Genomic DNA, 26,683 nt, shown 5'->3' with positions numbered 1-26,683 from the left:
GGGGAAGGATGAGCGCTTCACCGATCACCTATCCGCCGATCACGCCCATCGCGGAGCTGTCGGACTGGGCAAGCACATTGCAGCGGATCGCCACCGAGCCGTTGGCGTTCTGTCCGGATTTCCCCACCATCGCCCGGCGCTTCGAGGCGTGGTGGGCCCACGAGCTACTGGACCGTCCCATCTTCATGGCGACGGCCAACACCGATCCCTCACGCCCCATCACCCGACGGCTGGAGCTGCTCCATGACCCCGACGCCTGGTTCGAGGCCAAATACGCGGACCTGAGACAGCTCCACCGGGTCGGCGACGCGCTGCCCTACATTCGCGCCGACTTCGGGCCGGTGCTGCTGAGCGGGATGTTCGGAGGAAAGCTGGAGTTCGGCGCCGACACGGGGTGGACGCACGCCTTCATCAACGACGACTGGTCCAACGCGCCCGATTGGACCATCCATGAGGACAATCCGTGGTGGAAGCTGTTGCGCCACCTGTTGCAGCGCGTGGCCAAGGATGCGGTGGGACGCTACCTGGTCTGCACGCCGGATCTGGGCGGATCGGCCGACGTGCTGCTCAACCTGCGGGGAGCCACCCAGCTCTGCATGGACGTCATCGACCAGCCCGACCGCGTGCGCGCCGCCATCGATGCCATCTACCCCGCCTGGCGACAGGTCTTCACGGAGATGTATCGGATCGTCCTCGGGCGGGGCGCGGGGCTGATCCACTGGCTCGGCCTGTGGTCGAACCGCCCCTACATGATCCCCGCCTGCGATTTCAACTTCATGATCGGGCCACGGGAGTTCGAGCGCCTGTTCCTGCCGGACATCGCCCGCCAGGCGGCGACCGTCGGCCGGGCGGTCTTCCATCTGGACGGCCCCGGGGCGGCCACCCACATCGACGCGCTGCTGTCGGTGCCCGAGATCCAGGCCATCCAGTTCACCCCGGGCGCGGGCACGCCTTCGGCCCTGGCCTGGGTGGATATGTTCCGCAAGATCCAACAAAAGGGACGATCCGTCCTGGTGATCTGTCCCCCTGACGAGGTGCTCTCCCTGTGCGAGGCGCTACGCCCCGAGGGTCTGGCCCTTCTGATCGATGGGGATCTCACGCCCGAGGAGCTGGATGATCTGTTCGACCGATTCTGTCGGCGCTATACATCGTCGTAGTGCATCATCAAAGCCAAAGGAGGGCAGATAGGGAAATCTGCCCTCCTTTCATCGTGCGCCAGAGAAAAAACCTCACCGCAGGATCTGCATGACCCTGTCCCAACGGTACGTGGTGCGAATCACTCGCAGGGTACCCGTCCTCGAACGAGTGACGATGCTATGCGTCCTGGCGTGCCTTCCGAAGTACTTCACGCCCTGCAACACCTCGCCATCGGTGACGCCCGTGATGGCGAAGAAGATATCCTCGCCTTTGACGAGATCATCCGACGAGAGGACCTGATCCTCGGCGATCTGCAGCTGAGACAGATATTCCGCCTCCTCCGGGTTGCGGATGTAAGGGCGACACAGGATCTCCCCGCCCAGACATTTGAGCGCGCAGGCGCCGAGCACGGCCTCCCCCGCGCCGCCGATCCCCATGAGCACATCGATGCCGCTCTCCGGCAGAGCGGTGTAGACGGCCGCGGCCACGTCGCCATCGCGGATCAGCCGGATACGAGCCCCGGCCGCCCGGATCTCCTCAATGAGCGCAATGTGCCGTGGTCGATCCAACACCATCACGGTCAGGTCGCCCACATCGCGCTGTTTCGCCTGCGCGATGCGCTGCAGCGTCTCGGCCACGGGCGCCTCGAGATCCACCACATCCTTCGCCTCAGGGCCGACGGCGAGCTTCTCCATATATCGCAGCGGGCCGGGCACGAACAGCGTTCCCCGCTCGGCCATGGCCGCCGCGGAGACGGCGCCGGGCCATCCCTCGGCCGTGAGCCGGATGCCATCCACCGGCTCGACGACGATGTCCAGCTTGGGAGCCGAGGCGATCCCCAGGCGCTCCCCATGGTACAACCGGGGCGTATCCGCCTTGTCCCCCCGGCCGATCACGACGATCCCGTCCATCTCGATCTGCTGCAGGACCAGGGACATGGCATAGACGGCGGCGCGCTCCACCGCCTCCTTGTCCCCGCGCCCGGTCCACCGGCCGGCGGCCAGGGCAGCCGCCTCGGTGACCTGCACCAGCTCCAACGCCAGATTCCGCTCCGGCAGCTCTGCCATCGCTCCTCCTCACGTCACCCCGGGCAGTGACGACCGCCTCACATCCCTTGCAGGCGACGCGCCTCCCGGATGCGCTCGTCGATCTCCGCCACCTTGGCCTGTTCCGCCTGCCACCAGGCCGGGTCCCGCTGCGCGTCGAGCTCCTCCACAGTCTTGCCCTGCTGTTCCACCCACGTATAGTACTTCAGGTTATGCCACCGGGATCGCTCGTCCCGTGTGGCCTCCCGGATCCAATCCAGCTTCTGCTTGTGGAAGATGCTCACCAGGCGAACCGCGGCCTCGGTCTCGTCCATTGGCCCGTATTGCTCCGTCAACTGCGCCATCACGCTGCGATACCGGTCGATGGCGTCCGTACAGATGGTGACGATCACGTCGTCCCCGGACAGGCCGTAGAACTTCGCCGTCTTGATGGCCCCCAGGACGTTGCACACCCCGGAGATCCCGAAGATGGTGGCCATCTTGCGCACCTTCTCCTCGGGCACGCCGTATCGATCGACCATGGTGCGCCAGCCGGCCTCCTCCGTGAGCAGCTGCAGCCCCATCTTGCACTCGAGATCGTCGATACACATGAGGGCATCCATGTTCCACACGTTGTGGATCCAGGTCACATGCTTATCGCCGATCCCCTGGATATCGTGCGTGCCGTAGCCGTTCTGATACAACGTGGGGCACTGGATGGGCTCTAACCCGACGATCTTATGCTCCGGCCAGACCTGCTTCAGCCGATCCCCGGCCGCGATGGTGCCCGCGGATCCCATCGCCGAGACGAAGGCCGTGATCTCGCCCCGGCCGATCCCCTGCTCGCGCAGCACGTCAGCCAGCTCCACGATCGTGTTTCCGGTGACGTAATAATGGAACCGATAGTTGCCCATCACCTCGAACTGGTTCAGGACGCGCACATCGGGATCGGCCCGCCGCAGCTCCCAGGTCTTGTCGTAGATCTCCTTCACGTTGGACTCCGACCCTGGGGTTCGGATCACCCGGGCGCCGTAGGATTCGATGATCTCGAAGCGCTCCTGGCTCATCCCCTCGGGCAGCACCACGATGCTGTCAAAGCCCATACGGCACCCCACCCACGCGCCGCCGATGCCGTAGTTGCCAGTGCTCGGCCAGACCAGCTTGTGGACGGAGGGATCAACTTCGCCGTAGAGCTCCTTCTCCACCAGGACGGAGTACGCCGCCCCCACCTTGTGGGAGCCGGTGGGGAAATCCTTCCCATACAGGACCACGATGGGGGCCGCGACGCCCGTCAACTCCTGGGGCAACACCTCATAGCGGATGCGACCATCGGGATCCCGCCAGGTGATGTTGTAGAGGTTGATGGGATCCAGCGGATCGGCCGTCATGGCCCGCAACGCCCGCCGACGCACCTCGGGATCGATGCGCTCCGGATGCAGCATCTCCTCGAACGTAGGCCCGAGGACCAGATTCTTGACGTTGATGTTCTCCAACATGGGTTCATCCACCCCGATAAAAGATAAGGTTCATCTCATGAGCCGACCATTCTCCAACAGCGAGCTGAGCTCCCACGCTCAGCCCCGGAGGCACAGAACTCACTCCCGCTACTCCTTGTGTTCTGGCCATCCGGGCGCTCTCTCAGCTGATGAGGTCTCTCACTGCCTCCTCGACGGCCGCCAGGCGCGGCTCAATCGAGGCCGGTTCGGACACGGATCGGCGCACGCTGGCGATATCCTTCAGCCCGTTCCCCGTGACGAGGAGCACCACCTCGGCCGAGGGGTCCACGATGCCCTCCACCACGGCCCGCCGCAGCCCCGCGTACCCCGCGGCGGCCGCCGGCTCGGCGAACACGCCGCTCCCCCGCGCGATGGCCGGGATAGCGGCCAGGATCTCGTCGTCAGACACCGCCACACAGGCGCCATCCGTCTGGCGTACGGCGCGCAGGGCCCGCACACCATCCCGGGGGAGATCGGCCGCGATGGAGTCCGCCACCGTGTGAGCCCGGACCGGTTCGACTCGATCTCGCCCGGCCGCCCACGCACGACACACGGCCGCTGAGCCCTCCGCCTGCACCGCCAGCAAGCGAGGCATCCGGTCGATCCAGCCCAGGGCCATCAGGTCCTGGAGGCCCCGATGCACCCCGGTGATGATATTCCCATCCCCCACAGGCACCACGATCCACTCAGGGGCGCGCCAGCCAAGCTGCTCAGCGACCTCGAAGGCCACCGTCTTCTTCCCCTCCGCCGTGTAGGGATTGTAGGCCGTGTTGCGGCAATACCAGCCGAAGGCCCGGGCGGCCTCCAGGCACAGATCGTACGCCGCGTCGTAGTTCCCGCGGACCAGCAACACGCGAGCCTCATACGCCATCAGCTGGGCGATCTTGGCCGGCGGTGCGGCCGCCGGCACGAAGATGACCGCCCGCTGGCCGGTGGAGGCGGCCAAGCCGGCCAGGGCCGCGGCCGCGTTGCCCGTGGAAGCCGTCGTGACGATGGCCTCGCCGCGCCCCGCCGCAATGGCCAGAACCAGCGCACTGGCCCGATCCTTCAGCGAGCCCGTGGGGTTACGCCCGTCGTCCTTCACCCACAGGGCGCGGACCCCCACCTCTCGCGCCAGACGGGGCGCCGGATACAGGGGAGTCCACCCCACCTGAAGCGGCGGAAGCGGCGCTCCATCGGGCAGCGGCAGCAGGGGGCGATAACGCCAATGATCGGCGCCGCCCTGGGTCCGGATCGCGCCCGGGGTGATCTCCCGGGCGATCGCGACGTAATCATACAGGGCGTCCAGGATCCCCGCGTCGCCACAGGCCGGGCAGGTGTACGTCACCTCCTCCGGCGCGTACTCCGTCCCGCAGAGGCTGCATCGCCAGCCCGTCAGGTGATCCACGCCTCCCTCCATGAGCGTCTCAATCCGGCACGATGTGGGTGCCCGTCTCCCCTTGCAGGGCCCGGGCGATGTTCTCCGGATTCGTGATGATGGCACGCGGTCCGCCCGCCTCCAGATAGTGGATCACGGCCTCGATCTTGGGGCGCATGCTGCCCGGGGCGAAGTGTCCCTCGGCCAGATATCGCTTCGCCTCCGAGAGCGTCATGCGATCCAGGTCCACCTGGTCAGGTTGACGATAATTCAGCGCCACCTTCTCCACCGCCGTGGAGATCAGGAAGAGGTCGGCCCGCAGGCCGATGGCCAACAGCGCCGTGGCCAGGTCCTTATCCACCACGGCCATCACACCGCGCAGCTCTCCCTTCCGGTTGCGCACCACGGGGATCCCCCCGCCCCCCACCGCGATCACGATGTAACCATCCTTCAGAAGACGGGTGACGATCTCCAACTCGAGGATCTGTCGAGGCTTCGGCGAGGCCACCACGCGTCGCCAGCCGCGCCCCGCGTCCTCGATCACCGACCAACCCTCCGCCTCCAGCGCGCGTGCCTGCGCCTCATCCAGGAAGGCGCCGATGGGCTTGGTGGGATGCCGAAAGGCGGGGTCTTGGGCATCGACCAGGGTCTGGGTGATCACGGTCACCGCCTGCTTGCGGATCCCCCGGCGATGCATCTCGTTGCTCAACGCCTGCTGAAGCATGTAGCCGATGGAACCCTGGGTATCGGCGTTGATGAGGTCCATGGGGGTCTGATGCACCTCATGAGCGGCCAACTCGTTCCGGCGCAGGATGAAGCCCACCTGCGGCCCGTTCCCGTGGGTGATGGCCAGATCCCATCCCTGCTCCACCATCTCCGCCACATGGGTGCAGGTCTCCCGAACCGCATCCCACTGGTGGGGAACCTCGGGATGCGCGGGGTCTTTGATGAGGGAGTTGCCCCCCACGGCGACTACGGCGATCTTACGTCCATTCGATACTCGGGAAACGCTCACTTTCGTCTCCTTTGACGAGGGAGCCTATCGGATCCGGCGCGATACAGGTCGCCCGCCATCAGGAGGCAACATCCCCTAACGCGGCGGGCAACAGCGCGTAGAAAGCGGCCGACTGAACCACGTCGGCCAGGGGGACCTGATCCAAGACAGTATGTGCGTGAACCTCATTGCCGGGGCCGAACCCGATGCTGGGGATGCCCGCCTTCCCCATCCAATAGATCCCGTTCGTGCTGAAATCCCACTTGCCCGCCGGCGCGTCCGGCAATCCGATGGCCCGACGCACCACCTGGCCCGCTCGCACCAGTGGATGATCATCCTCCAACACCCAGGCGGGGAAGTACTTCTCCACCGGAAAGACGAACCCCGTGTACGAGGGCTCGGCGTATTGTAGGATCTCCACGGTGATCTCGGAGCCGGGGGGGATATGCCGACGCACCTGATCCAGCGCGGCCTCCTTACTCTCCCCCAGGGTCAGGCGTCGATCGATGAAGATCGTGCATTCGTCAGGGACGGCGTTGATGGATGGCGTGCGCACGCGCATGTCGGTGACGGTGATCTTGCCATGCCCCAGGAACGGATCATCTCCCAGGGATGGCTCCATGTCCCGGATGGCCTCAATGACCGGCAGCATCTTGTAGATGGCGTTGTCCCCCAGATGGTTGGAGGCCGCGTGCGCGCTGCGTCCCTTGGCCACCACCTTCATCTCGACCCGCCCCTTGTGCCCCCGGTACACCCGCATGTTCGTCGGCTCGCCGATCACCACGTAGTCGGGGCGAATGCCCTCCACCTCCACCAGGGCGTTGGGGGCGATCCCATCACACCACTCCTCCATGTTGCCGAAGTAGTACACCGTCCAGCCCTGAAGCAACCCACGATCCCGTGCGATGGCCAGCCCGTAGATCATGCCCGGCGTGGAGCCTTTCTCATCGCTTGCGCCGCGGGCGAACAGGATGCCATCCTCGACCTTGCCCTGGAATGGATCCCACTCCCACGCGTCCGGATCGCCGATGCCCACCGTATCGATGTGACTATCGTACAGGAGGACGCGCGGCCCATCCCCGATGCGGCCCAGGATATTCCCCATACGATCGAAGCGCACCTCATCGAAACCCAGCTTGCGCATCTCCTGCGCGCAACGCTCCCCGACGGGGCCGATCTTCCCATCATAGGATGGGATGGCGCAGATCGCCCGTAGGAAATGGATCATGGACTCGGCCGCGCGCTCCACATCGGCGCGAACCGCAGCGATTTGGTCAGAAGACAGATCCATAAGCTCCTCGACACGATCCAGATTCAAATCATTCGGCAGCGATGGCTTCCATGCCGCCGCAGGTGGGGCATGGAAGCCCCACTACCCGGGGAAAGGGGAGCGAATCGTCCCCCTTCCCCCGACATAATCTCTGACCCTGCGCCGACGACCGCTTAGGCTCAGAGCGTGTCCGAAAACTTCCAATAAGAGGTGCCGGAGGGTCTCCCTCAACGACCCGCTCCACAGGGGGAGGTGCGGAGGGGTCCCCCCTTCACGGAAATCCCACTTTTCCGGCCTGTACCTGCCTCTCTCGGCCCATCCCGAAGGGCCCAGGCCGAGGCTGGGCAGGTCGAAGGCAGAAGAAGGACCTTTTCCGGAGGGGCTCCCCACAGCAGAAGCGACGGCATTCCTCAGACACACCCTCAGCTACGGCTCCCCTCTAAGATCCAGCCGAGGCCCGACAGGATTCGGGGGCAGCGGCCGTCGGAGCCGGGGAAGGACGATACAGGTGATGGCGATAGATGTATTCCTCCACCGCCGGCACCACTTGATAGCGGATCGGACGCCCCTGCCGCACACGCTGCTGCAAGATATGCGAGGCGATCTCCAGCTCGGGCATATCCAGCAGGATCACCCGCTGGCGGATGCCCGGCAGCGCGCGCTCCAGATGCTCCCAGTCCAGGGAGACATAGGGACGGCTGAGGGCGACGAGGTGACAGGTGGCGACCAGATCGGCCGCGCGGTGCCAATGAGGCAGATCCGCCAGAGAATCCAGCCCCATCAGGAAGAACAACTCCACTTCATCGTTCGCGAACTGCCGACGCAGGATATGCACCATGTCGATGGTGTAATGCGGGCCCGGTCGATCGACATCGACCCGGGAAAGCTCCAGATGCGGGTTGTCCGCAATAGCCAGCTCCACCATGCGCACACGGTGGAACGCGGGGGAGAGAGGCTGTCCCCGCTTGTGAGGAGGATCGCCGGCCGGCACCAGGAGCACCCGATCCAGATTCAACTGCGACCAGGCCTCCTCCGCCAGGATGAGATGTCCGATATGAGGAGGATCAAACGTCCCCCCCAGAATCCCGATACGCATCATGCCTCCTGGTCGCCCCACACCAGCTCTGTATCACCGATGATCACCGTATCGCCGTCCTGCACTCCCGCCTCCTCCAGCGCCTGGGTCACCCCCATCGCCTCCAGAATGCGCTGGAACCGTTGCACGGCCTCGTAATATTCCCAATTCGTCATGGCAGCGGCGCGCTCGACCCGTTTGCCCTTGACCCGCCAGACGTCCCCGTCTCGCTCGATGGTGAACTCCGCCTCGTCCGGCTCCGGCCGGAACACCCGAAGCTCCTCGGCGACGGCCTCCGGCTCCTTAGGCAGGCGATCGAGCAGACTCAGGACGCGCTGCAGCAGGGCGGGGACGCCCTCACCGGTGGCGGCGGAGATGGCCATCGGGTCCTCGACGCCCCGGTCCAACAACGCCTGACGGACCTCGGGCCAGCGCTCCCGCACCTCCGGCAGGTCCATCTTATTGAAGGCCACGATCTGGGGTTTCGCCGCCAAACGAGGATTGAAGAGCTCCAGCTCCTGGTTGATGGCCTCCCAATCGCCGACGGGATCCGGGCTGAGGCCGTTCAGGAGGTGGATCAACACTCGACAGCGCTCGACATGACGCAGGAACTGATCTCCCAGCCCCGCGCCGCTGTGCGCTCCCTCGATGAGCCCTGGGATATCGGCCATCACGAAGTCGCGATGATCGATCTGGACGACGCCCAGGTTGGGCTGCAACGTCGTGAAGGGGTAATCGGCGATCTTAGGCTTGGCCGCCGTCACGCGAGCCAGCAACGTGGACTTTCCGGCGTTGGGCACCCCAATGAGACCCACGTCGGCGATGAGCTTGAGCTCCAGGCGCAGCCACCGCTCCTCCCCCGGCTCACCCCGCTCCGCGATGCGCGGGGCCTGGTTCGTGGGGCTCTTAAAGGCCGCGTTGCCACGCCCGCCCCGGCCGCCGCGGGCGACCAACGCCTTCTGGCCGGGCTCTACCAGATCCGCCAGCAGCTCCCCAGTCTCATCGTCATAGACGACCGTCCCAGGCGGCACCGGGACGAACAAGTCGGCCCCTTTACGGCCATGTTGCTCTTTGCCGCGCCCGTTCCCCCCCTTCTCCGCCTTGAAGTGGATCTTCCTCCGGAAATGGACCAACGTGTTCAGGGAGGGATCGACCACCAGGTAGACGTTCCCGCCGCGCCCGCCATTGCCACCATTGGGCCCGCCCAGCGGCACATATTTTTCACGGCGGAACGACACGCAGCCGTTTCCGCCGTCTCCACCCTTCACGTAGATACGCGCCTCGTCAAAGAACAATGCCCCGCCTCACCCGGATATCTCCATCACAATACAGTCACGATCGCGGGCCAGTATACACGTATCGATATCCCTTGACAAGAACCTTTGGGAATCGGTCGTACATCCAAGCCAGCAGGGGCTGGGCCCTCCGCCCTCACGGGCATCCATGTAAGCGACACGCCCGGGACTGGATGCCACAGGAATCGGACCAGAAGTCGCCCCCTATCCGCCCATCGCCCAGCGCAGATACGCCAAATCCTCTCGCGTCTGTTCGATGAGCTCCTCTACGGTCAGGCTCCGCCAGGAATGGCCGCCCTGATATTCGCTATGCACCGAGATCCAGCCATCGAAGCCGATCTCTCGCAGGCAGGCGAACAGCTCGGGCCACGGCACCACGCCCCGGTTCAGCGGCACCAACCTCGTGACCCACCGCCTCTTCCCCAGGACAGGATCGTCCACCTGCCGCCACTCCATGTCCTTCACCGCCAGCAACGTGATCCGATCGCGCAGCAGGTCAAGGGCCATCTTCCATGTGGACACACCGCCCTCCACGACGATATGCCCCGCGTCCACGTAAGCGCCGATGGCGGCCGGATCCCGGTCCCTGATCCAGTGCCAGATGATGAAAGGACTGGCCGACATGTAGTCGCCGGAGTGCGTGTGGATGTTGGCCCGCACGCCGGTGCGTCGGGCCAGCTCCTCGATGCCATCCAGCCGGTGGGCCACCTCGTCCATCGCCCGGCGGAAGGTGCCGAAGCTCTCATAGCGCCAGTATCCCAGCTTGATCTCGGGCACGCCGGCCTCGGCCGCCGTCTCGAAGATATCGACGGCGTACGGCTCGTCCGCCGCCGTGACGGCCGTCGTGATCAGCGGCACCTGAAGCCCCAGATCGGCCAGCGTCTGCACGGCCGTGGGCAGATCGGCCCGCACGTTCTCGGGCAGCACATGTCCGCCCGGCCGCACCGTCAGGTCCACCCCCTCGAAGCCCAGGTCCCGAATCACCCGTCCCGCCTCGGCGACGGACATGGATTGCAGATGCTTGGAAAACATCATGAGCTTCATGAACACTTCGCCTCCACGGAGGATATCCCCTTCCTTGCCGCAAGTCGCACGGTTGTCCCCTTCGTTGACAACAGACGATGAACGAGGGGTAGGGTCCTCATAGGCCCCCGTCATTTCTCCTTCGTCGTCCGTTCATCGTCCTCCGTAATCCATCATTGCGATCGAAAGATGGGCCGGTCAATCCGCTCGATCTGATAGCCCAGCCCAGGGCCGCGCAGGGTCTCGGTCCGGGCCACGCCGCTCCGCCGAGAGAAGACGTTGGGATGAACGGCGGCCTCCGGCTCCGATGTGGCCGGGAAGTACTGTCGAGAGTTGGCCTCCACACCCATAAGGGGATGCAGCCGGGCGGCCAGCCCCACCGAGTGGATCAACGCCAGCCCGGGGTTCGTCAGGTCCTGAACCGTGTACGGGACTCCCAGCGCTTCCGCCCGGGCGGCCACCAGCAGCGCCATGCTGTGGCACTTGCACGTTTTCAGTGCCACGCCCGACCACCCCAGATCCAACGCCAGATCCATGTCCTCCAATCCCGTCAGGCTCTCGTCCACGATCACCGGCTTCAGCGTGGCCAGCTCCCGCATGTCGAAGCGATGGGCCCGCAGGTCCCGCTCGGTGGGCTGCTCCACGCACAGCAGCGCGTCATACGCCCCGGGCGATGCCTCCCGCAGCCGGTGGAGCAGCTCGACCATGTAGGCCGGGCTCTCGCACTGCTCGTTGGTGTCGACGGACAGGTACAGCTCATCCCGTCCTTGACGCGTCTGCACCTCCCGGGCCACCCGGTAGACGTCCAGGATCCGATCCAGATCCCAGTCCAGGTCGTTCCCACGCAGCTTGACCTTCAGGCACTTCAACTCATCCCGCTCGATCCAGCGATCCAGGGAGTTGGGCAGCCCGTCCTGCGGCGCGTCCGGCGGCACCTCCGACTCCCGCAGCTTGTCCAGGCCCCCCACCAGGTGGAAGACGGGGATCTCCGGAGCGTATTGCGGCCGGATGAAGTCGGATAGATAGCGGCCGCGGAAGTCCGGCCCCAGGTACGCGCTGAGGTCGTGCGCCATGAACTCCGGCCCATAGCCCTCGTAGGTCGAGATGCCGTTGACCACGCCGAACGCGTCGTGGATGGCGGCATCCACCGGGGAGGCGCACACCAGCGCGGCCAGGAAGGGCAGCGGCTCGGCCAGGGCCATCTCCTGGGACACCTCGGCCGCGATGGTCCGCAGGTCGCCCTCCAGGGCCAGGAAGATGTCGACGGGATGGGCGAACCCTTTGTGGTCGGCGACTCGACGGCAGAACCGCTCCGTCATCCGGCGCATGGCCTGGTCTCGCACCGGATGCTCCACCCGCGGCGTCGGGAACGCCCAGAAGTCGGCCAGGAAGATGGCGCCCCAGCCGTCGGCCACCCGGCCGCGCCGATTCTCCACGCGAGCGCGCACCTGGCAGTAGGTCACCTCCGCCATGACCACCGCGCCGAACTTCAACGGCTCGCGAGCCCTCTCCCTGGAAAAGAAGGGCTCCACCTCCAACACGCGAACATCGGAATCCCTTTCGCTCAAATCGTCCCTCCCCGATCGATGGCGTATAGCAGCTCCATCAGCTCGACCCCATAGGCGAAGTTGGTATCCGGCTGCCGCCCCTCCCGGATGCACCCGATGAAATGACGACTCTCCTGGAAGTATCCATAGGTGTGATGGAAGGCGTTGCTTTGGGCCAGCGTGGGGCCGTCCAGGACCTCCGGCTCCAGGTTGCCGTCGCGATAAATGCGCGCCACCTGCGGCGCCCTGATATAGGCGGCGATGCCCCGGCCGTGCATCTCAAACCGCTCGACGCGCGCGCCCGAGGCGTAGTTGGCGCACAGGACGCCGCAGCCGCCCGTGTCGAAGGAGAAGAGGGCCGTGTAGTTGTTCGTCGCCGCCGAGTCGTAAAGGCGACGCGCGTTGACTATGAGCCGCTCCACCCGGCCGCCCAGGAACTGAATCGTGTCCACGGTATGGATGGTATCCATCCGCAGCCAGCTCTCGGAGTCATAGTATGGGCGATCCCCCAGATGATGTTTGTGGAACTCGCCGATCACCAACGTGGCCGGGCCGCGCTCTAGGACGCGGCGGCGCGCCTCCACCACCACGGGCGCCCAACGGCGGTTGACGCCGAACATGGCCAGGCGATCCTCCTCCGCGGCCACCCGGGCCATCTCCCGGATGTCCTCCAGCCGATATCCCGGCGGCTTCTCGATGAACACATGTTTCCCCGCTCGCAGACAGTCCACGACGATCGGCCTCAGCCCCATAGGAGGCATGATGACGTAGACGGCCTCCACCTCCTCACGGGCCAGCATCTCACGGTAGTCTGTGTACCACCGGGGGATGCCATAGCGGGCGGCCGTCTCCTGGGCCTTCTCCGCGACCAGATCGCACACGGCCACCAGCCGCACGTCGGGCATCTCAGATAGGGAGGGATAATGCACCCGGTTGGCAAACCCTCCCGCGCCGATGAACGCGATGGGAATCCTCTCCATGAGATCGCCCCTTCCCTACGCCATGATGTCCAGCTTTTCACGCGTGACCGGATACCGAAGCGGCTCCCCTCGCAGAAAGCGCCGCACCTCCTCGACCACTGTCCACCCCTGCCGATGGCGAGCCTGGATGGTCGCTCCCGCGACGTGGGGCGTCAGGAAGACATTGTCCAACGTCCGGAACGGGTGATCGGGTGGCAATGGCTCCTGATCGAACACGTCCAGTGCGGCCTGGATCCTCCCCGTCCGCAGCTCGGCCAGCAGCGCCTCCTGATCGACCAGCCACGATCGGGCGGTGTTGATGAGGATGGCGCCATCCTGAAGCAGGCTCAGCTCCCGCGCGCCGATCATGTGGTGAGTCTCCTGGGTGGAGGGCGCCTGCAACGACACCACGGGGCAACCTTGAAGAAGCTCATCCAACGCCACCTTGCACACGCCCAGCTCCGCCGCCTGCTCCTCGCTGAGGTAAGGATCATACACCCACACCTCGGCGTCCAGCGCGCGGAGCATCCGGATCAAGTTGCGGCCGGTGTACCCCGCGCCGATCACGCCCACGCGCAGGCCAGCGATCTCCCGCCCCATGCCCAGCGCCTTGGCCTCCGCCCACTCCCCACCCGCCTTCAGCATCCGATCCAGCTGATGCACCCGGCGAAGGAGGAGGAGCACCAGAAGCAGGGACATCTCGGCCACGGCGGGGGCGATGGCCGAGGCCGCGTGGGTGACGGCGATGCCCCGTTCGAAGACGGCCGGCGGGAGCATGTGCTTGACGGAGCCGGCGGAGTGAGCGATCAGTCGCAGTCGGTCGGCCGCGGCCAGCACCTCGTCGGTGAACGGCGGCGTCCCCCAGCCGGTGATGACGACATCAAAGCCGGGGAGTCGACGGGCCAGCTCACCCGATGAGAGATCGCGCTCCTCATCATGGAAGACCACGCGCCCCAGCCCACGCAGCACCCGATCCGCCTCCGACGGGAAGAGCAGATCGTACAGGCTGGGACGCAACAGGACGAGGATCCTGGGGGATGACTCGAGGGTCATGGTGACGTCTCCTTGCTGAACCTGGCTCGATGTGGCGCACGTTTCGCGAGCGGATGGCCGATTGCAAGGTATTATACCACCTCCCGATCAAGCGGGTGAGGGGCTCATCCCGACATACGATCGCACATCCCGCTTCCGCCGTTCGCTCGAGAGGCCATAGCCATGGTATAATTCCCCGCGTCATGACCACGACCCTTTCCACCCTGGATGCGAATCTACCCGATGAGAGATGGGACGCCTGGCTTACCCGCAGGAAGGACGCGCACATCCTGCAACATCGCCTGTGGGGCGAACTCAAGGCCCGCTTCGGCTGGCGGGTTCATCGCGTGGCCCTGGTCGATGGCGATGAGATCACAGCCGGCGCCCAGATCCTGTTCCGACGGCTTCCCTGGGGACAGACGCTGGCCTACATTCCCAAGGGGCCGATCGTGGACTGGGGACGCCCCGATCAGGTTCACGCCCTATGGCGGGCCCTTGAGGCCATGGCGCGGCGCTCCCACGCGGCCGTGCTCCTGATGGAGCCAGATCTTCCGGATGGGTCTGAGGCCGCCTCATCGCTGAGCGCAGGGGGGTGGCGGCCGGCCCCCCAGCCCATCCAACCCCGCAGTACCATCGTGATCGAGCTCGATGACGACGACGCGATGCTGGCCCGCATGAAGTCCAAGTGGCGATACAACATACGCCTTTCCGCCCGGAAGGGGGTCACCGTGCGCGCGGGCACCCGGGAAGATCTTCCCGCCGTGTACGCGCTCATGCAGGAGACGGCCCGACGAGACGGTTTCGGGATCCACACGGCCGCGTATTACGAGGCCGCCTACGACCTCTTCACCCCCACGGGACAGGCCGCATGGCTGCTGGCCGAACACCAAGAGCACCTGCTGGCCGCCATCGTCGTCCTCGCCCACGGCGACCGGGCGTGGTATTTCTGGGGGGCGTCGGCCAGCCAGGGCCGAAACCTCATGCCCAACCACGCGCTGCAATGGGCGGCCATGCGTTGGGCCAGGGACCGCGGCTGTCGCCTGTACGATCTGTGGGGCATCCCGGACGAGGTGGGCCGAAACCCCGAGGTGTTCACATCCTCCGACGTCGGTCGGAGGGGCGGGCTGTGGGGCGTCTACCGGTTCAAGCAGGGGTTCGGCGGGCGCATCGTGCGCTTCATGGGCGCATGGGAAAAGCCGCTCTCCCGTCCGGGATACGCGCTCTATCGGGTGGGCAGACGTCTACGCCGGAGGGAAGCATGATCGCGGTGCGGCGAATCGACGAGCCTCAGGCCTGGGATGAGGCGCTCCTGCAATGGCCGCGGCCGCACGTCCTGCAGAGCTGGCTGTGGGGTGAGTGCAAGACCCAGACGGGATGGCAGGTCCACCGGCTCCTGGTCACGAACGAGGAGGCGCCTGTAGCGGCCATCGCGCTACTGGTTCGCGCCCTCAACCGCCTTCCCTTCCGCATCGCCTATGTGCCCAAAGGCCCAACCCTGAATTGGGAGGACCCGCAAGCCGTCCAGGCAGCCCTGGAGGCCCTGGAAGCGGAGGCCCGACGACAACGGGTGCTCTTCGTCAAGATCGACCCGGACGTGCCCGCCGACACGCCCGCCGGAGAGGAGGTGCGCAGGCTCCTGAAAGCGCGCGGGTGGCGCCCCTCCGCCGAGCAGATCCAGTTCCGGAACACCCTGCTCATCGATTTACGCCCCGACGAGGAGGCGTTGCTGCTGGCGATGAAGTCCAAATGGCGGTATAATATCCGGCTGGCCCAACGGCGAGGGGTCACCGTGCGCGCGGGCACCCCGGCCGATCTGGGCACCTTCTACGCCCTGTACGCGGAGACCAGCCAGCGCGACGGGTTCCTGATCCGCCCCTTCCCTTACTATCGGTTCGTGTGGCAGCGGTTTCTGGAGGCCGGACAGGGCCATCTCCTGCTGGCGGAGGTAGAAGCTCAGCCCATCGCCGGGATCTTCCTGTTGCGATTCGGTCCGACCGCCTGGTACTTCTATGGGGCCTCCTCCCACCGGGAGCGACGCCGCATGCCCAACCATCTGCTTCAGTGGGAGGCCATCCGCTGGGCACGCGCCCAGGGGTGTACCACATACGATCTTTGGGGAGCGCCGGACGTCTTGGAAAAGAGCGATCCCATGTGGGGCGTCTATCGATTCAAGGCCGGCTTCGGAGGCCGATTCACCGCCTGGATCGGCGCGTGGGACTATCCCGTATCGCAGGCCGGCTATCGCTTTTACAACTTTGCCATGCCCCGTGTGCTGGAGATCATGCGACGACGACACCGTCTACAAGCATCCCTCCTCCATCGACACCGCAGATCTCACGCTTAGCGCATTTCCAGGAAACCTCTTTGGGGTCCCGTTGGGCCCCTGAGCACGCGAACAAGCGAAACGCAGCAGCGGCGGCCTTCACACCACCGCGGGTGGCGCATGGAAGCTCCACTCACGCAGGGAAGGCATCACGGACTGCTCGATTCCCAGATACGCCTCTGGACCCTTCACAGGCCGCAGCCCATCTCATCCATGGACGCGCCGCCGTTGTCAGTAGGTTGTAAGCCCTAGCAAGCAGATTTTATGTTACGATATTTTGGTTTCCATATTATCATGAGAGTGAAAGTAAGATAGCTCTGCCCTTCGTCGTGAGCCGAAAGGAGAGCGTCTGACCCGGAAACCCGACGGCGCAGCTCTCGTTGGCCGGGTTCAAAAGCGTCCGACCTGGAGAGGCGCAGATAGTGCATCCACGCCGAGGCGCATACTCACCAGATCAGCAAGTTGTGTTATAATATCGATAAACTTCCGCCTTATGTCGATCAGAGAATCGCAAGGATACAGAACGGTTGCTGAGGAGGACAAGGGCCTGTGCCGGCTGAGATCCCCCAAGTGAAGCACCAAGGAACCACCCAAGGACAACGCTCCCATGCCTTAACTGCCTTGATGCAAACGGCCAGGATCACCGCCTTCTCCCTGAAGCCCTCCGAGCTGGCCCAAGCGGTGCTGAAGACGGTCGTCCAGGCGTTTGACGCCGAAGCGGGCGTTGTGTTCGTCCTGGACGATGAGACCCGCACGCTACGCATGCTGGCCCATCATGGCCATCCGGCGGATTTCGTCCAGGCGTTCCGAGAGATCCCAGCCGAGCATCCGAACAGCCTTCACGCCCGCGTGTTGCGGACGGGAGAGCCCCTTTTCATCGAGAACCTCCCCCAGCAATCCGGCCTCGTCTCCCAGCAGGATCAGATCAAAGACGGCATTCCACGTGCCGCCCTCATCGTCCCGCTGATCGCGCAAGGACGCCCCATAGGCACCATCGCCATCGGTTACCTCTCCGACCGACGATTCAACCCCAAGGATCTCTCCCTGCTCGCCACCATCGGCCAACAGATGGGCACGGGCATCCAAAACGCGCGCCTGGCTCAGGATGCCCAGGCGCGTGCCGATCGGTTGGCGACCATCGGCCGCCTGGCACAGCGACTGAACACGGAGCAGGACCTGGACAAGCTGTTACAGGCCGTGGTCGACGCCGCGGCCCGGCTGCTACAGGCGGAGGAGAGCGCGCTCTACCTGAACGGGGACGGCCAGGCCGAAACGCGAGCCATCGTGGCCAACGCATCCACCACCTCCTCCCTGCTGGATCCCGTTCTCGCTGAAGAGATCGTCAAATACGTGGCGAACACAGGGGATACGATCATCAGCCCAGTCAAGGCGAGGAAATCTGGGCGTTTCTCTCCCCTGAAAGCCCTGGAGGAGACGGACCACCCCCTCCTCTGCGTGTCCCTGATCCATCGCGGGCAGAAGCTGGGCGCTTTGCTCGTCGTGCGGGCACGGGCCAGGCCATTCCGGTCCGCCGACGTGGAACTGCTGAGCACCTTCGCCAGCCATGCGGCCATCGCCATCTACAATGCACGCCTGCGCCAGGAGATGGAACGTCGGGCGCACCAACTCCAGACCCTGGTGCAGATGAGCACCCAGCTCAGCGCGACCCTGGACTGGGACTTGCTGGCGACCCAGATCGCCCGATACGCCTCCGAGCTGGCCCATGTGCCTCGCACGGTGCTCCTCCTGTACGACCCCGAGCACAACGAGCTGGTCGTGAAGGCGGTACAGGGGTATCAGGGGGACCTCCCCTTACACACCATGCGCTTCCCCCTGAACCAAGGGGTCCTGCCGATCGCGTTCCGAACCCGACGTCCCATCATGACCCCTCGTCTGGGGGATGAACCCTACTACACCCCGTACCCCGGGCTGGAGGAGGTCGCCGACTGGTCCTTCCTGTTCGTGCCGCTGCTGGTGGGCCAGGATCCCATCGGCGTGCTGGCCTTCAGCGACGAAGCGGGCCGCATATACTCCGAGACGGAGCGGGAGACCTTGATCCTGTTGGCCAATCACGTGGCCATCGCGATCACGAACGCCCGGCTCTTCGCGGAGATGGAAGCGCGACAGACGCAGCTGGAGGCACTGAATGAGATCGCTGCCACCATCGCCCAGGTGCGCGATCTGCATCAGGTGCTCGATCTGATCCTGGAGCGGCTGGCGGCCGTCGTCCATCATCATGGGGCGCTGATCATGCTGATGGAGGAGGATGAGACATACACGGTGGCCGCGCGAGGCTGCCCCTACCTGGAAGACCTGATCGGCATTCGCGCGTGTGTGGACATGCAACAGGAGGATTGGCAGCAGGGGAGCCTCCACATGACCGTGGACAGGGCACACATCTGCTCCTGGGATCGAGGAGCGCCGGAGTCCCCCTGCCCCAATCACGCGCAGGTGAAGGCCCCGCTGGTGGTGCAAGGGGAGGTCATCGGGTGCATCGAGGTCTGCCGGTCGGGAGAGGACGGATTTCATCCCCAGGAGGCGAAGCTGGTACAGGCGTTCGCGAATCACGCCGCCGTGGCCATCCACAACGCGCGCCTTTACAACACGCTCCAACGCCACTCCGCCGTGTTGGAGGCGAAAGTGGCAGCCCAGACCAAGGAGCTACAAGCGGCCCTGGAGCGCGCCCAGGAGGCCGATCGCCTGAAGAGCGCCTTCCTGGCGATGATCTCGCACGAGCTACGCTCCCCGCTGGCCTCGATCAAGGGATTCGCCTCCACCCTGCTGCAAGACGACGTCGAATGGGACAGGGCCTCCCAACGGGAGTTCCTGTCCATCATCGAATACGAGAGCGATAAGCTATCCGAGCTGATCGACCAACTGCTGGATATGTCGCGTCTGGAATCCGGCACCCTGGAGGTGAAGCCGGTGCCGTGTCCGCTGGAGGCGATCCTGGAGGACGTCATGGAGCGCCTTCATATGCTGGCCAAATCCCATCAATTGCAGGTGACCCTCCCGCCCGATCTGCCGAGGGTTTTCGCGGACCGCCAACGCATTGGGCAGGTGCTCTCCAACCTGGTCGAGAACGCGGCCAAATACTCCCCCGCCGGGAGCACCATCGCGATCGGCGCGACCGCCGACACGGACTGGATGACCGTCAGCGTCTCCGATCAGGGGGTCGGCATCGCGCAGGAATTCCACAAGCGTATCTTTGAGGAGTTCTTCCGGATACCGGAGGACCAGAATCAGCCGGGCACCGGGTTGGGCCTGGCCATCTGCCGGGGGATCATCGAGGCACACGGTGGTCGGATCTGGGTCGAAAGTGAGCCGCAAAAGGGCAGCACCTTCAAATTTACCTTGCCCATCGTCCATGACGCCGAGGCGAACGAGGTGGACATATGAACGATCTCACGATTTTAACCGTCGATGACGATCCCTACCTTCTGAGATTTCTGGAGGTCAACCTCACCCGGCGAGGGTTCCGGGTGATCCAAGCCCAAGATGGCATAGAGGCGCTGGAGCAATTCACATCCCAGGAGCCCGACCTGATCATCCTCGACCTGATGATGCCTCGCCTGGATGGGTGGGCCGTATGCCGACGCATTCGCGAGGATTCGGTCGTGCCCATCGTCGTCCTCAGCGCCCGCGGTGATGAGGATGGCAAGGTCCAGGCGCTCTACCTGGGGGCGGATGACTATCTCACGAAGCCTTTCGGCGTACAGGAGCTCCTGGCCCGCGTGCGCGCCGTCCTCCGTCGCTCCGTGCCCTCGGCGATCAAGGAACACACCAACCATCGGGACATCACGCTGGGCCCCTTGCACATCAGCGGCGAGACGCACGCGGTCGAATGGAATGGCAAACCGGTCCACCTGACCCCCACGGAATACAACCTTCTCTACGAGCTGGCAAGCAACGCCCCTCGCGTCCTCTCCCATGACGAGCTGCTGACCCGAGTCTGGGGACCGGAGTACAAGGGCGCAACCCACTACATCCACATCTACGTGGGGAGGCTGCGCTCCAAGCTCAGCGAACAGGCGATCGTGACCACCCCGGGCGTGGGGTACCGCTTCGGCATCCGCCCGGATAAGTGAGAGGGGCAACGGGATCTGCGAGCCCAGGATGGGTCTCAACGCCGAGCGACCGTCTGCCACTCATCGGGCAACGTGTATGCCCGCGCCAGGCATCGCCAAGCCTCACATCGTGTAGAGGCGGCGCAGGTCTATGCCCCTCGCCAGGTTGTGCACGGCGGCCCGCAAGCCCGCCTCGGCCAAACGGAGCAGGAACGGATGGGAGGCGGGCGAGACATCGCGAAGGTGCGCGGCCGTCCAGAGCGCCAACCGGGCCGTCTCCGCATCGCCCGCGAGACGAAGCCACCGACTCATGCGCCGCAACCGATCAGCTAGCTCCTCCGGTATCTGCCCCTCAAAGGCCCGAGCCGCGATCCCCTGGGCCGCGGTGGAGAACTCCTCGTCGGCCGGCCAGTCGGACGAGCCCTGAAGCAGCGATTCGGCCACGTCGTACACCCACGGGGTCTGCAACCCCCAGGCATGAAACGCCGGATGCCTCAGCATCTCGGCGGCGCGCTCCAGAGACCAGGAAGCGTCATCGGGAGGCGCCTCCGCCTCTGGCTCCTCCGGCGGGGCCCAGGGCACAGCCCACAGATGCACGCAGTAAAACCGATAGGGCATAGGCAAGGGCTGTCCCTTCTCCAAATGCTGTGAGATCGCCTCCAGCAGGATCGCACGCCCCACGTCGAAAGATGCCTCCAACAACAGCGCCGACGTCCCCAACTGGGGCATGCGCACCACATGAACGGTGCCGATGGCTGGATCAGCCGCCAGGTGCGGGAACGGCAGGTCCTCGCCCTTCAACGCATACTGAATCCCCATCTGATCGTTCAACAACAACCCGATAAACAGATGATCCGTCTCCTCCGAGGACGAGCGCAAGAACCAGAGCGCCTGACGTCCCTCGCTGTCCAGGGGGCTGACCAGCGCCCGCCATTGCGAGGTATCCGGCGCAGGAGCCCGGACGCCACTCAGCTGCAGCTTACGCAGGCTGCGCTCCGCCAAAGGCTTCAGCGTGGCGGGCAGGTTCGGCAACAGGCTCCGCAGGGCCGTCACGGCGGCCGGAAGCCGCAGGCTGCCCAACTCGCGCAAGGCCTGCTGCGCGACCCGCCGCCTGGGATCGAGGGAGAGCATGCGAAGCAGCTCGATGGCGTCCGCCGGGTCCACACGTCGCGCCGCCCGCACGATGATCAGGGCGGTCTCCGCCGGCTCCTCCTCCAGCTGGGACAGGTACTCGATGAGCACCTGCGGATCCTCATGGACCTCCGCCAACACCTCCTGCAGCGACTCCAACGCCAACGTCTCAGGATCGGCGAGCCCCTCGAACAGATCGGGCCCCAGCTCCTCGTCCAGGTAGCGCTCCAGGATGGTCATCGCGGTCATCCGCTCTCGATCGGAGCGGGTTCGATCCCGGGCTGCCGCCCGCAGGGCGGGTACGACCTTCTCCCGCGGCAGCAGGCGAGCGATGTGGGCCAACCCGCCGCGCAGCTGAGGATCGGACGCGCCCAGATACGCCAGCAGGACGGGGAGAACGACCTCGCCCTGCCTGGCGATCTCCGCCGCCCGCTCGATGAGCTCCTCCTCGCTTTCCGCCTCCGTGAAGGCCTGGATCGCTCGCTCTATCTGGCGACGCTGACGCAACGTGGTGATGATCTTGGAGTCTCGTGAACCCATGGGTCACCCGCCCTTTTTCCTTATTTCAACAAACGAGGGATAGGAATCAAAAGTTATCCCGGCCGTGGAATCCCGGCGAGGATCGCCCTGACAAGGCTCAGGGCGCTTCAATCCTCGCCCAGTCGAGGTACATGGAACCGGCCCAACACGGCCCTGATGCGATCGGATATCGTCGAGTGCTCCTCGGCCGGATCAGGGCGACGCAAGGACTGCGCCAGTTGCACGAGCTCGCGAGCGATCGCGCTGCGCGGTGAGCGTAGGACGAGCGGCACGCCCGCGTTGATGGACGCCAGCACCCTGCGCGCATCATAACGGATGCGCACGGAGGGATACGCTTTCAGATCCTCGGGTAGCTCGTCCACCAGAATGCTTCCCCCACGGCCGACCTGATTCAGGACCAGGCAAAACTGCGGGTGGGTCTCCACATCGCTATCCAGGCGCCTCGTGAGGGAATCCAACAACATCCCGGCTCGCGATAAAGCGGTTAACTCCGGCACCACGACCACCAGGATATGATCGGCCAGCCGAGCCGTCACCTCCACATGTTCCCGCATGGAGGCGGGCATATCCACGATCACATACGTCTGGTGTCCGGACATCAGGTGGATGATCGGGACCAGGAAATCGGGTGGTGGCAATTCGTCCAACACCCCAATAGGGGCAGAGAGAAGCCGGAGACCCGAGCTGTGCTCCTGGAGCACGCCCTCCACCATCTCCACGTCCACCGATTGCCCATAGCTGACCAAATCGGCCAGGGTGTGGGTTGGGCGCAGGTCCAACTGGACGGCCGGATCGCCGCCGGGGAATTCAGCGTCGATCAGGGCCACCTTCTCCCGCCAGCGGCGCGCCAGGGCCACGCCCAGGTTTACCGCGATGGTGGTCGCCCCCACGCCCCCCTTGGCGCCCACGACCAAGATGACGGTAGGGCGAGGCGCCTGATCGTAGCGCAGGAGCATGTGGACCCGGACCACCAGCTCCGTTGGATCGGCCGGCTTGGTCAGGTAAGCGCTGGCGCCGTGCTCCAGCCCCCGCACCAGATCCTCTCGATCGCGCAGGCGGGAGACGATCAGAATAGGGCGTGCGCGCCCACCAGGCAACAGGCGCAGCCGGCGACACAGGTCGAACCCCGCCCCGTTTTCGATCGCGGCCTCCAACACGATCAGGTCCGGATTCTCCCGGCGGGCGGCGTTCAGCCCCTGGGTCACGCTGTGGGCGCCAATCACCTGATGACCGTGGGGCTGCAGGGTCAGCTTTAGGAACAGGTGGGTATCGTCATCGTCATCGATGACCAAAATGCGGGGACTCATACGTGAGCCCGCCCCCATCGAGCGCGACACAAACGGTCAGGCGTTTCTATCCTCAAGGCGCATCTCCAGGATCCGATCCAGCCGGAACGTACGCTGTTCTCCACGCAGGTGACAATAGGCGATCAGATATCCGCCGTTCACATCCAGCGGCTCGACCCATCGCTCGGTCAGGTCACGTCGCTGGCCCAGGTAGCGCAACCAGAGCCTGCGGCCGGTCTGAAGCGCCTCCCGCAACGGATCGGGCAGGTTCTGCCACATCGTGCCAGGCCAGACCACGGGCCCGCCCTGCGCGTTGATCAGATCGCCCAAAGTGGTGAATCCATACCCCTGTAGATAACGAATCAGCGCTTGCAAGACCCCCCAGGTCATGCGGGCGTCGCCCAGAGCGCTGTGCGCTCCTCGGACGGAGACCCTCAACGCCCGCGCGACGGAACCCAGCCGATTGTTTGGGAGCCGCAACCAGCGCCGCGCCAGGGAGAGCGTATCGACGATGTGCACGGCCGGCGCGGGCCACCGCAGACGCCTCCATTCGGCCGCCAGAAAGCCGAGGTCGAACGGGGCGTTGTGGGCGACGATCACAGTGCCCTCCACCAGATCTCGCACGGATGGGGCGATCTCGGCGAAGCGCGGCGATCGCCACAGGACCGTATCGGGGATCCCATGCACCGCGCGGGCTCCAGGATCTACCGGCCGCTCCGGGTTGACATATTGGGAGAACTCCTCGGGCTCCTGCCCAACCCGCCCGCGCACGAGGGCGATCTCACACAGACGATGCCCAAGGCTGACATCCAAGCCGGTGGTCTCCACGTCCAGGACGGTGAAGAGCACCTGCGTAAGCGGCAGCGAAAGCGATGGACGTCCCATGGATTCCATATTCCGAGCTTCCCCCAGAGAGATGCTTCACCCTGACAACGCCACATTGAACCGCAAGCTGGAGAAAGGGCGCTCGCCCCAGGAGTCAAGGAGGAACAGGCTTACGCTATCCCTATCCCGCTCCACCCCCGGCGGCGATCCCGGCCGGCTCAGAGCGTGTCTGAAAATTTACCGGCAAGATGTTCTGAGGAGGCTCCCTCAACGACCAGCTCCGCAGAGGGAGGTGTGGAGGGGTCCTCCCCTCCACGGAAATCCCACCTTTCCGGCCTGTACTTGCCTTTCTCGGCCCTTTCCGCGGAACCCAGGTCGAGGCTGGACAGGTCGAGGGCAAAAGAAGAGCTTTTTCCGGAGGGGCTCCGCCCCTCCGGGCCTCCTCCCAGCAGAAGCAACAGCGTTTTTCAGACATACTCCCAGACGCACCCGATCACGGGGCAGGCCCTCTCACAAGATTTGCCATCCCCCGGATACACTATCCTACCACGCTGACTATTGAGCGTCAATGCGATCTGGTGTATAATGCAGCAGGCCGTACTCACATCTCTCTGGTCTCCTCTGGATACGGAGCATCGAGACCGTCCTCGCGATTCGTAAGGAGGGCATCGCCATGGGATTCATCAAACGAGCCATTATCCGGCATCATCACTGGGGGACGATGGGCGCCCTGGTGTTGTTGATCCTGCTCCTCAGCGTCTCCCTCGCCTCCGCACAGGAAGGGAACGGGTATTGGTATACCGTCCGGCGAGGCGACACGTGGACCTCCATCGCTGCGCGCACCGGCGTCAGCGTGGCCGAACTCCAACGGGCCAACCCACAAGCGATCCACCGGTTCCACTGGCTCTATCGCGGCGAGCGCATCTGGATCCCCCGGCCGGGCGGGGAATCCGGATATTGGTACACGGTGCAAAGGGGCGACTCGTGGACGTCGATCTCGCAGCGTACGGGCATCAGCGTGCGCCGTCTACAGCAGGCCAACCCGCAAGCGATCCACCGGTTCTACTGGCTCTATCGCGGCGAACGCATCTGGATCCCCACCGGCGGAGCAGCACAGGCGGAGGAGACCCCGACTCCCACGCCTCCTCCCACCACGTGCCCGGCCGATCTCGCCGGCTATGACGCGGCCATCGTCGCGTTCCTGGCCAACGCGAACGGCGATGCCCAGGCCCTGGGCGACTGGCTCTCCACATGCGGCGCCATCGCCAAAGGGAAAGACCAGGTACGGGCGGTGGACCTCACCGGGGACGGGGTGAAGGAGATCATCGTCGCCCTGACGACGCCCAACTCGGATATGACCGCTCCTCCCGGAGATCTGCTCGTGCTGCGCTCGGCCGGATGGTCCGTGGCCTTTCGAGCCAACGCCGCCGGTCAGGTGAAGATCCTGGACGTGGCCGACATCAACGAGGATGGGAACATGGACATCGTATGGACGGAGACGACCTGCGGCGCCCATACGTGCTTCGGGTCCGTCTACGTGATGTCCTGGGTCGATGCGGAGTTCCAGAACTGGATGGACGGGACCCTGACCATGGCGTACCCCGAGGTACGGCTGGAGGACGTGACCGATGAGGGCTCCGGCAAGGAGATCGTCGTCCACGGCGGCGTGATCGGGTCCGTGGGGGCCGGGCCCCAGCGAGCCTGGACCGAGACATGGGCCTCCATCGATGGCGCCCCGTACGTCCAGATCGAAAAGGTCTATGATCCGTCCGATTGCCTCTACCACACGGTGCTGGACGCCAACCAGGCATTCCTCAACGGCCGATCGGACAACTTCGCCCAGGCCATCAACCTGTACCGCAAGGCGCTGGAGGACCCAACGCTCATCGCGTGCTGGGTGCGCCCCAACGAGCTGGAGGAGCTGCGAAGCTTCTCGGCCTTCCGCCTGGCTATGGCCTACGGGTACCAGGGCGATTTGGACAACGCCGAGGCGACCGTCAACCTCCTACAAACGGAGTACCCGGACTCCGTATACGCGCAGATCGCCGATATCTGGTGGTCCAGCTACCAGCCAACGCAGGACATGGCAGCCGCGTGCGCGGCGGTGAACGCCTTCGTCACAGGCCCCACGCCGCACCCGGAGGCATACGAGATCCTGGCCGATTACGGGTACGCCAACCCCACCTTCACGGCCGCCGACGTGTGCCCTCTCGTCCCGTAGATGCGCTCCGGACGGTCTCACCAGCGCTCTTGATCCAGAATCCCCGGCCTGGCAGCCAGGCCGGGGATTTTTCATGCCAT

General features: G+C 65.1%; 20 protein-coding genes. 6 read left to right on the top strand and 14 right to left on the bottom strand.

Annotated features, from left to right (window positions below; translation table 11 throughout):
- Positions 1–8: 8 nt before the first annotated feature.
- Entirely contained in the window at positions 9–1,157 is a 1,149-nt protein-coding gene (locus GXP39_07540; GenBank protein NOZ27892.1) for a hypothetical protein, read from the top strand.
- Positions 1,158–1,229: 72 nt separating this feature from the next.
- On the opposite strand, the gene glpX is transcribed toward GXP39_07540, so the two are convergent.
- From glpX to GXP39_07485, 11 genes are all read right to left on the bottom strand, one after another.
- The gene (gene glpX, locus GXP39_07535; protein ID NOZ27891.1) at positions 1,230–2,204 is read right to left on the bottom strand and encodes a class II fructose-bisphosphatase; all 975 of its coding nucleotides are present in this window, start codon (positions 2,202–2,204) and stop codon (positions 1,230–1,232) included.
- A 38-nt stretch (positions 2,205–2,242) separates the two neighbouring features.
- Entirely contained in the window at positions 2,243–3,658 is a 1,416-nt protein-coding gene (locus GXP39_07530; protein ID NOZ27890.1) for a pyridoxal-phosphate dependent enzyme, read from the bottom strand.
- Positions 3,659–3,800: 142 nt separating this feature from the next.
- The gene (locus GXP39_07525; protein ID NOZ27889.1) at positions 3,801–5,057 is read right to left on the bottom strand and encodes a threonine synthase; all 1,257 of its coding nucleotides are present in this window, start codon (positions 5,055–5,057) and stop codon (positions 3,801–3,803) included.
- A gap of 7 nt (positions 5,058–5,064) precedes the next feature.
- Positions 5,065–5,997: a carbamate kinase gene (gene arcC, locus GXP39_07520; GenBank protein NOZ27888.1), complete on the bottom strand. Its 933-nt coding sequence runs from the start codon at positions 5,995–5,997 to the stop codon at positions 5,065–5,067.
- A gap of 91 nt (positions 5,998–6,088) precedes the next feature.
- Complete coding sequence (locus GXP39_07515; protein ID NOZ27887.1) at positions 6,089–7,300, bottom strand: YgeY family selenium metabolism-linked hydrolase; 1,212 nt, start codon at positions 7,298–7,300, stop codon at positions 6,089–6,091.
- 418 nt (positions 7,301–7,718) lie between these two features.
- The gene (locus tag GXP39_07510; GenBank protein ID NOZ27886.1) at positions 7,719–8,378 is read right to left on the bottom strand and encodes a nicotinate-nucleotide adenylyltransferase; all 660 of its coding nucleotides are present in this window, start codon (positions 8,376–8,378) and stop codon (positions 7,719–7,721) included.
- Positions 8,375–9,649 carry a GTPase ObgE gene (gene obgE, locus GXP39_07505; protein ID NOZ27885.1) on the bottom strand — a complete coding sequence of 425 codons (1,275 nt, stop codon included), beginning with the start codon at positions 9,647–9,649 and terminating at the stop codon, positions 8,375–8,377. The genes GXP39_07510 and obgE overlap by 4 nt, the downstream gene beginning before the upstream one ends.
- A 204-nt stretch (positions 9,650–9,853) precedes the next feature.
- On the bottom strand, positions 9,854–10,693 hold the full coding sequence (locus GXP39_07500; GenBank protein ID NOZ27884.1) for a sugar phosphate isomerase/epimerase: 840 nt from the start codon (positions 10,691–10,693) through the stop codon (positions 9,854–9,856).
- Positions 10,694–10,845: 152 nt separating this feature from the next.
- Positions 10,846–12,240, bottom strand: coding sequence for a hypothetical protein (locus GXP39_07495; protein ID NOZ27883.1), 1,395 nt, complete (start codon positions 12,238–12,240; stop codon positions 10,846–10,848).
- Entirely contained in the window at positions 12,237–13,199 is a 963-nt protein-coding gene (locus GXP39_07490; protein NOZ27882.1) for a Gfo/Idh/MocA family oxidoreductase, read from the bottom strand. The genes GXP39_07495 and GXP39_07490 overlap by 4 nt, the downstream gene beginning before the upstream one ends.
- A gap of 15 nt (positions 13,200–13,214) precedes the next feature.
- Complete coding sequence (locus GXP39_07485) at positions 13,215–14,231, bottom strand: hydroxyacid dehydrogenase (protein NOZ27881.1); 1,017 nt, start codon at positions 14,229–14,231, stop codon at positions 13,215–13,217.
- 182 nt (positions 14,232–14,413) lie between these two features.
- Between GXP39_07485 and GXP39_07480 the strand changes: the two genes are divergently transcribed.
- The 4 genes from GXP39_07480 (at position 14,414) to GXP39_07465 (ending at position 20,621) form a co-directional block, all read left to right on the top strand.
- Positions 14,414–15,472: a peptidoglycan bridge formation glycyltransferase FemA/FemB family protein gene (locus tag GXP39_07480; GenBank protein ID NOZ27880.1), complete on the top strand. Its 1,059-nt coding sequence runs from the start codon at positions 14,414–14,416 to the stop codon at positions 15,470–15,472.
- Complete coding sequence (locus GXP39_07475) at positions 15,469–16,554, top strand: peptidoglycan bridge formation glycyltransferase FemA/FemB family protein (GenBank protein NOZ27879.1); 1,086 nt, start codon at positions 15,469–15,471, stop codon at positions 16,552–16,554. The genes GXP39_07480 and GXP39_07475 overlap by 4 nt, the downstream gene beginning before the upstream one ends.
- 549 nt (positions 16,555–17,103) lie before the next feature.
- The gene (locus GXP39_07470) at positions 17,104–19,932 is read left to right on the top strand and encodes a GAF domain-containing protein (protein NOZ27878.1); all 2,829 of its coding nucleotides are present in this window, start codon (positions 17,104–17,106) and stop codon (positions 19,930–19,932) included.
- The gene (locus tag GXP39_07465) at positions 19,929–20,621 is read left to right on the top strand and encodes a response regulator transcription factor (protein ID NOZ27877.1); all 693 of its coding nucleotides are present in this window, start codon (positions 19,929–19,931) and stop codon (positions 20,619–20,621) included. The genes GXP39_07470 and GXP39_07465 overlap by 4 nt, the downstream gene beginning before the upstream one ends.
- 102 nt (positions 20,622–20,723) lie before the next feature.
- Here GXP39_07465 and GXP39_07460 read toward each other — a convergent pair whose 3' ends face one another.
- The 3 genes from GXP39_07460 to GXP39_07450 all read right to left on the bottom strand — a co-directional run bounded on the left by GXP39_07460 (position 20,724) and on the right by GXP39_07450 (position 24,442).
- Positions 20,724–22,271: a hypothetical protein gene (locus GXP39_07460; protein ID NOZ27876.1), complete on the bottom strand. Its 1,548-nt coding sequence runs from the start codon at positions 22,269–22,271 to the stop codon at positions 20,724–20,726.
- Positions 22,272–22,378: 107 nt separating this feature from the next.
- Positions 22,379–23,578 (bottom strand): response regulator, encoded by a 1,200-nt coding sequence (locus GXP39_07455; protein NOZ27875.1) that lies wholly within the window; start codon positions 23,576–23,578, stop codon positions 22,379–22,381.
- Between the two features lie 36 nt (positions 23,579–23,614).
- Complete coding sequence (locus tag GXP39_07450; GenBank protein ID NOZ27874.1) at positions 23,615–24,442, bottom strand: WYL domain-containing protein; 828 nt, start codon at positions 24,440–24,442, stop codon at positions 23,615–23,617.
- A 613-nt stretch (positions 24,443–25,055) separates the two neighbouring features.
- Here GXP39_07450 and GXP39_07445 point away from each other — a divergent pair.
- Positions 25,056–26,603, top strand: a complete 1,548-nt coding sequence (locus GXP39_07445; GenBank protein NOZ27873.1) for a LysM peptidoglycan-binding domain-containing protein — start codon at positions 25,056–25,058, stop codon at positions 26,601–26,603.
- Positions 26,604–26,683 lie beyond the last annotated feature (80 nt).

The sequence above is a fragment of the Chloroflexota bacterium genome, from assembly GCA_013152435.1.
In the GTDB taxonomy this organism is placed as follows: domain Bacteria; phylum Chloroflexota; class Anaerolineae; order DUEN01; family DUEN01; genus DUEN01.
Note: the sequence above shows the minus strand (reverse complement) of the source record. Positions and strands in the feature narration are given on the sequence as shown.

Excerpts from the sequence above, each read along its gene's own strand:
- GXP39_07465 (NOZ27877.1), top strand. The coding sequence starts at position 19,929 with ATGAACGATCTCACGATTTTAACCGTCGATGACGATCCCTACCTTCTG.
- GXP39_07500 (NOZ27884.1), bottom strand. The coding sequence starts at position 10,693 with ATGAAGCTCATGATGTTTTCCAAGCATCTGCAATCCATGTCCGTCGCC.
- GXP39_07475 (NOZ27879.1), top strand. The coding sequence starts at position 15,469 with ATGATCGCGGTGCGGCGAATCGACGAGCCTCAGGCCTGGGATGAGGCG.
- GXP39_07485 (NOZ27881.1), bottom strand. The coding sequence starts at position 14,231 with ATGACCCTCGAGTCATCCCCCAGGATCCTCGTCCTGTTGCGTCCCAGC.
- GXP39_07445 (NOZ27873.1), top strand. The coding sequence starts at position 25,056 with ATGGGATTCATCAAACGAGCCATTATCCGGCATCATCACTGGGGGACG.
- GXP39_07540 (NOZ27892.1), top strand. The coding sequence starts at position 9 with ATGAGCGCTTCACCGATCACCTATCCGCCGATCACGCCCATCGCGGAG.
- GXP39_07510 (NOZ27886.1), bottom strand. The coding sequence starts at position 8,378 with ATGATGCGTATCGGGATTCTGGGGGGGACGTTTGATCCTCCTCATATC.
- GXP39_07460 (NOZ27876.1), bottom strand. The coding sequence starts at position 22,271 with ATGGGTTCACGAGACTCCAAGATCATCACCACGTTGCGTCAGCGTCGC.
- GXP39_07455 (NOZ27875.1), bottom strand. The coding sequence starts at position 23,578 with ATGAGTCCCCGCATTTTGGTCATCGATGACGATGACGATACCCACCTG.
- GXP39_07515 (NOZ27887.1), bottom strand. The coding sequence starts at position 7,300 with ATGGATCTGTCTTCTGACCAAATCGCTGCGGTTCGCGCCGATGTGGAG.
- GXP39_07530 (NOZ27890.1), bottom strand. The coding sequence starts at position 3,658 with ATGTTGGAGAACATCAACGTCAAGAATCTGGTCCTCGGGCCTACGTTC.
- GXP39_07525 (NOZ27889.1), bottom strand. The coding sequence starts at position 5,057 with ATGGAGGGAGGCGTGGATCACCTGACGGGCTGGCGATGCAGCCTCTGC.
- GXP39_07490 (NOZ27882.1), bottom strand. The coding sequence starts at position 13,199 with ATGGAGAGGATTCCCATCGCGTTCATCGGCGCGGGAGGGTTTGCCAAC.
- GXP39_07450 (NOZ27874.1), bottom strand. The coding sequence starts at position 24,442 with ATGGGACGTCCATCGCTTTCGCTGCCGCTTACGCAGGTGCTCTTCACC.
- glpX (NOZ27891.1), bottom strand. The coding sequence starts at position 2,204 with ATGGCAGAGCTGCCGGAGCGGAATCTGGCGTTGGAGCTGGTGCAGGTC.
- GXP39_07480 (NOZ27880.1), top strand. The coding sequence starts at position 14,414 with ATGACCACGACCCTTTCCACCCTGGATGCGAATCTACCCGATGAGAGA.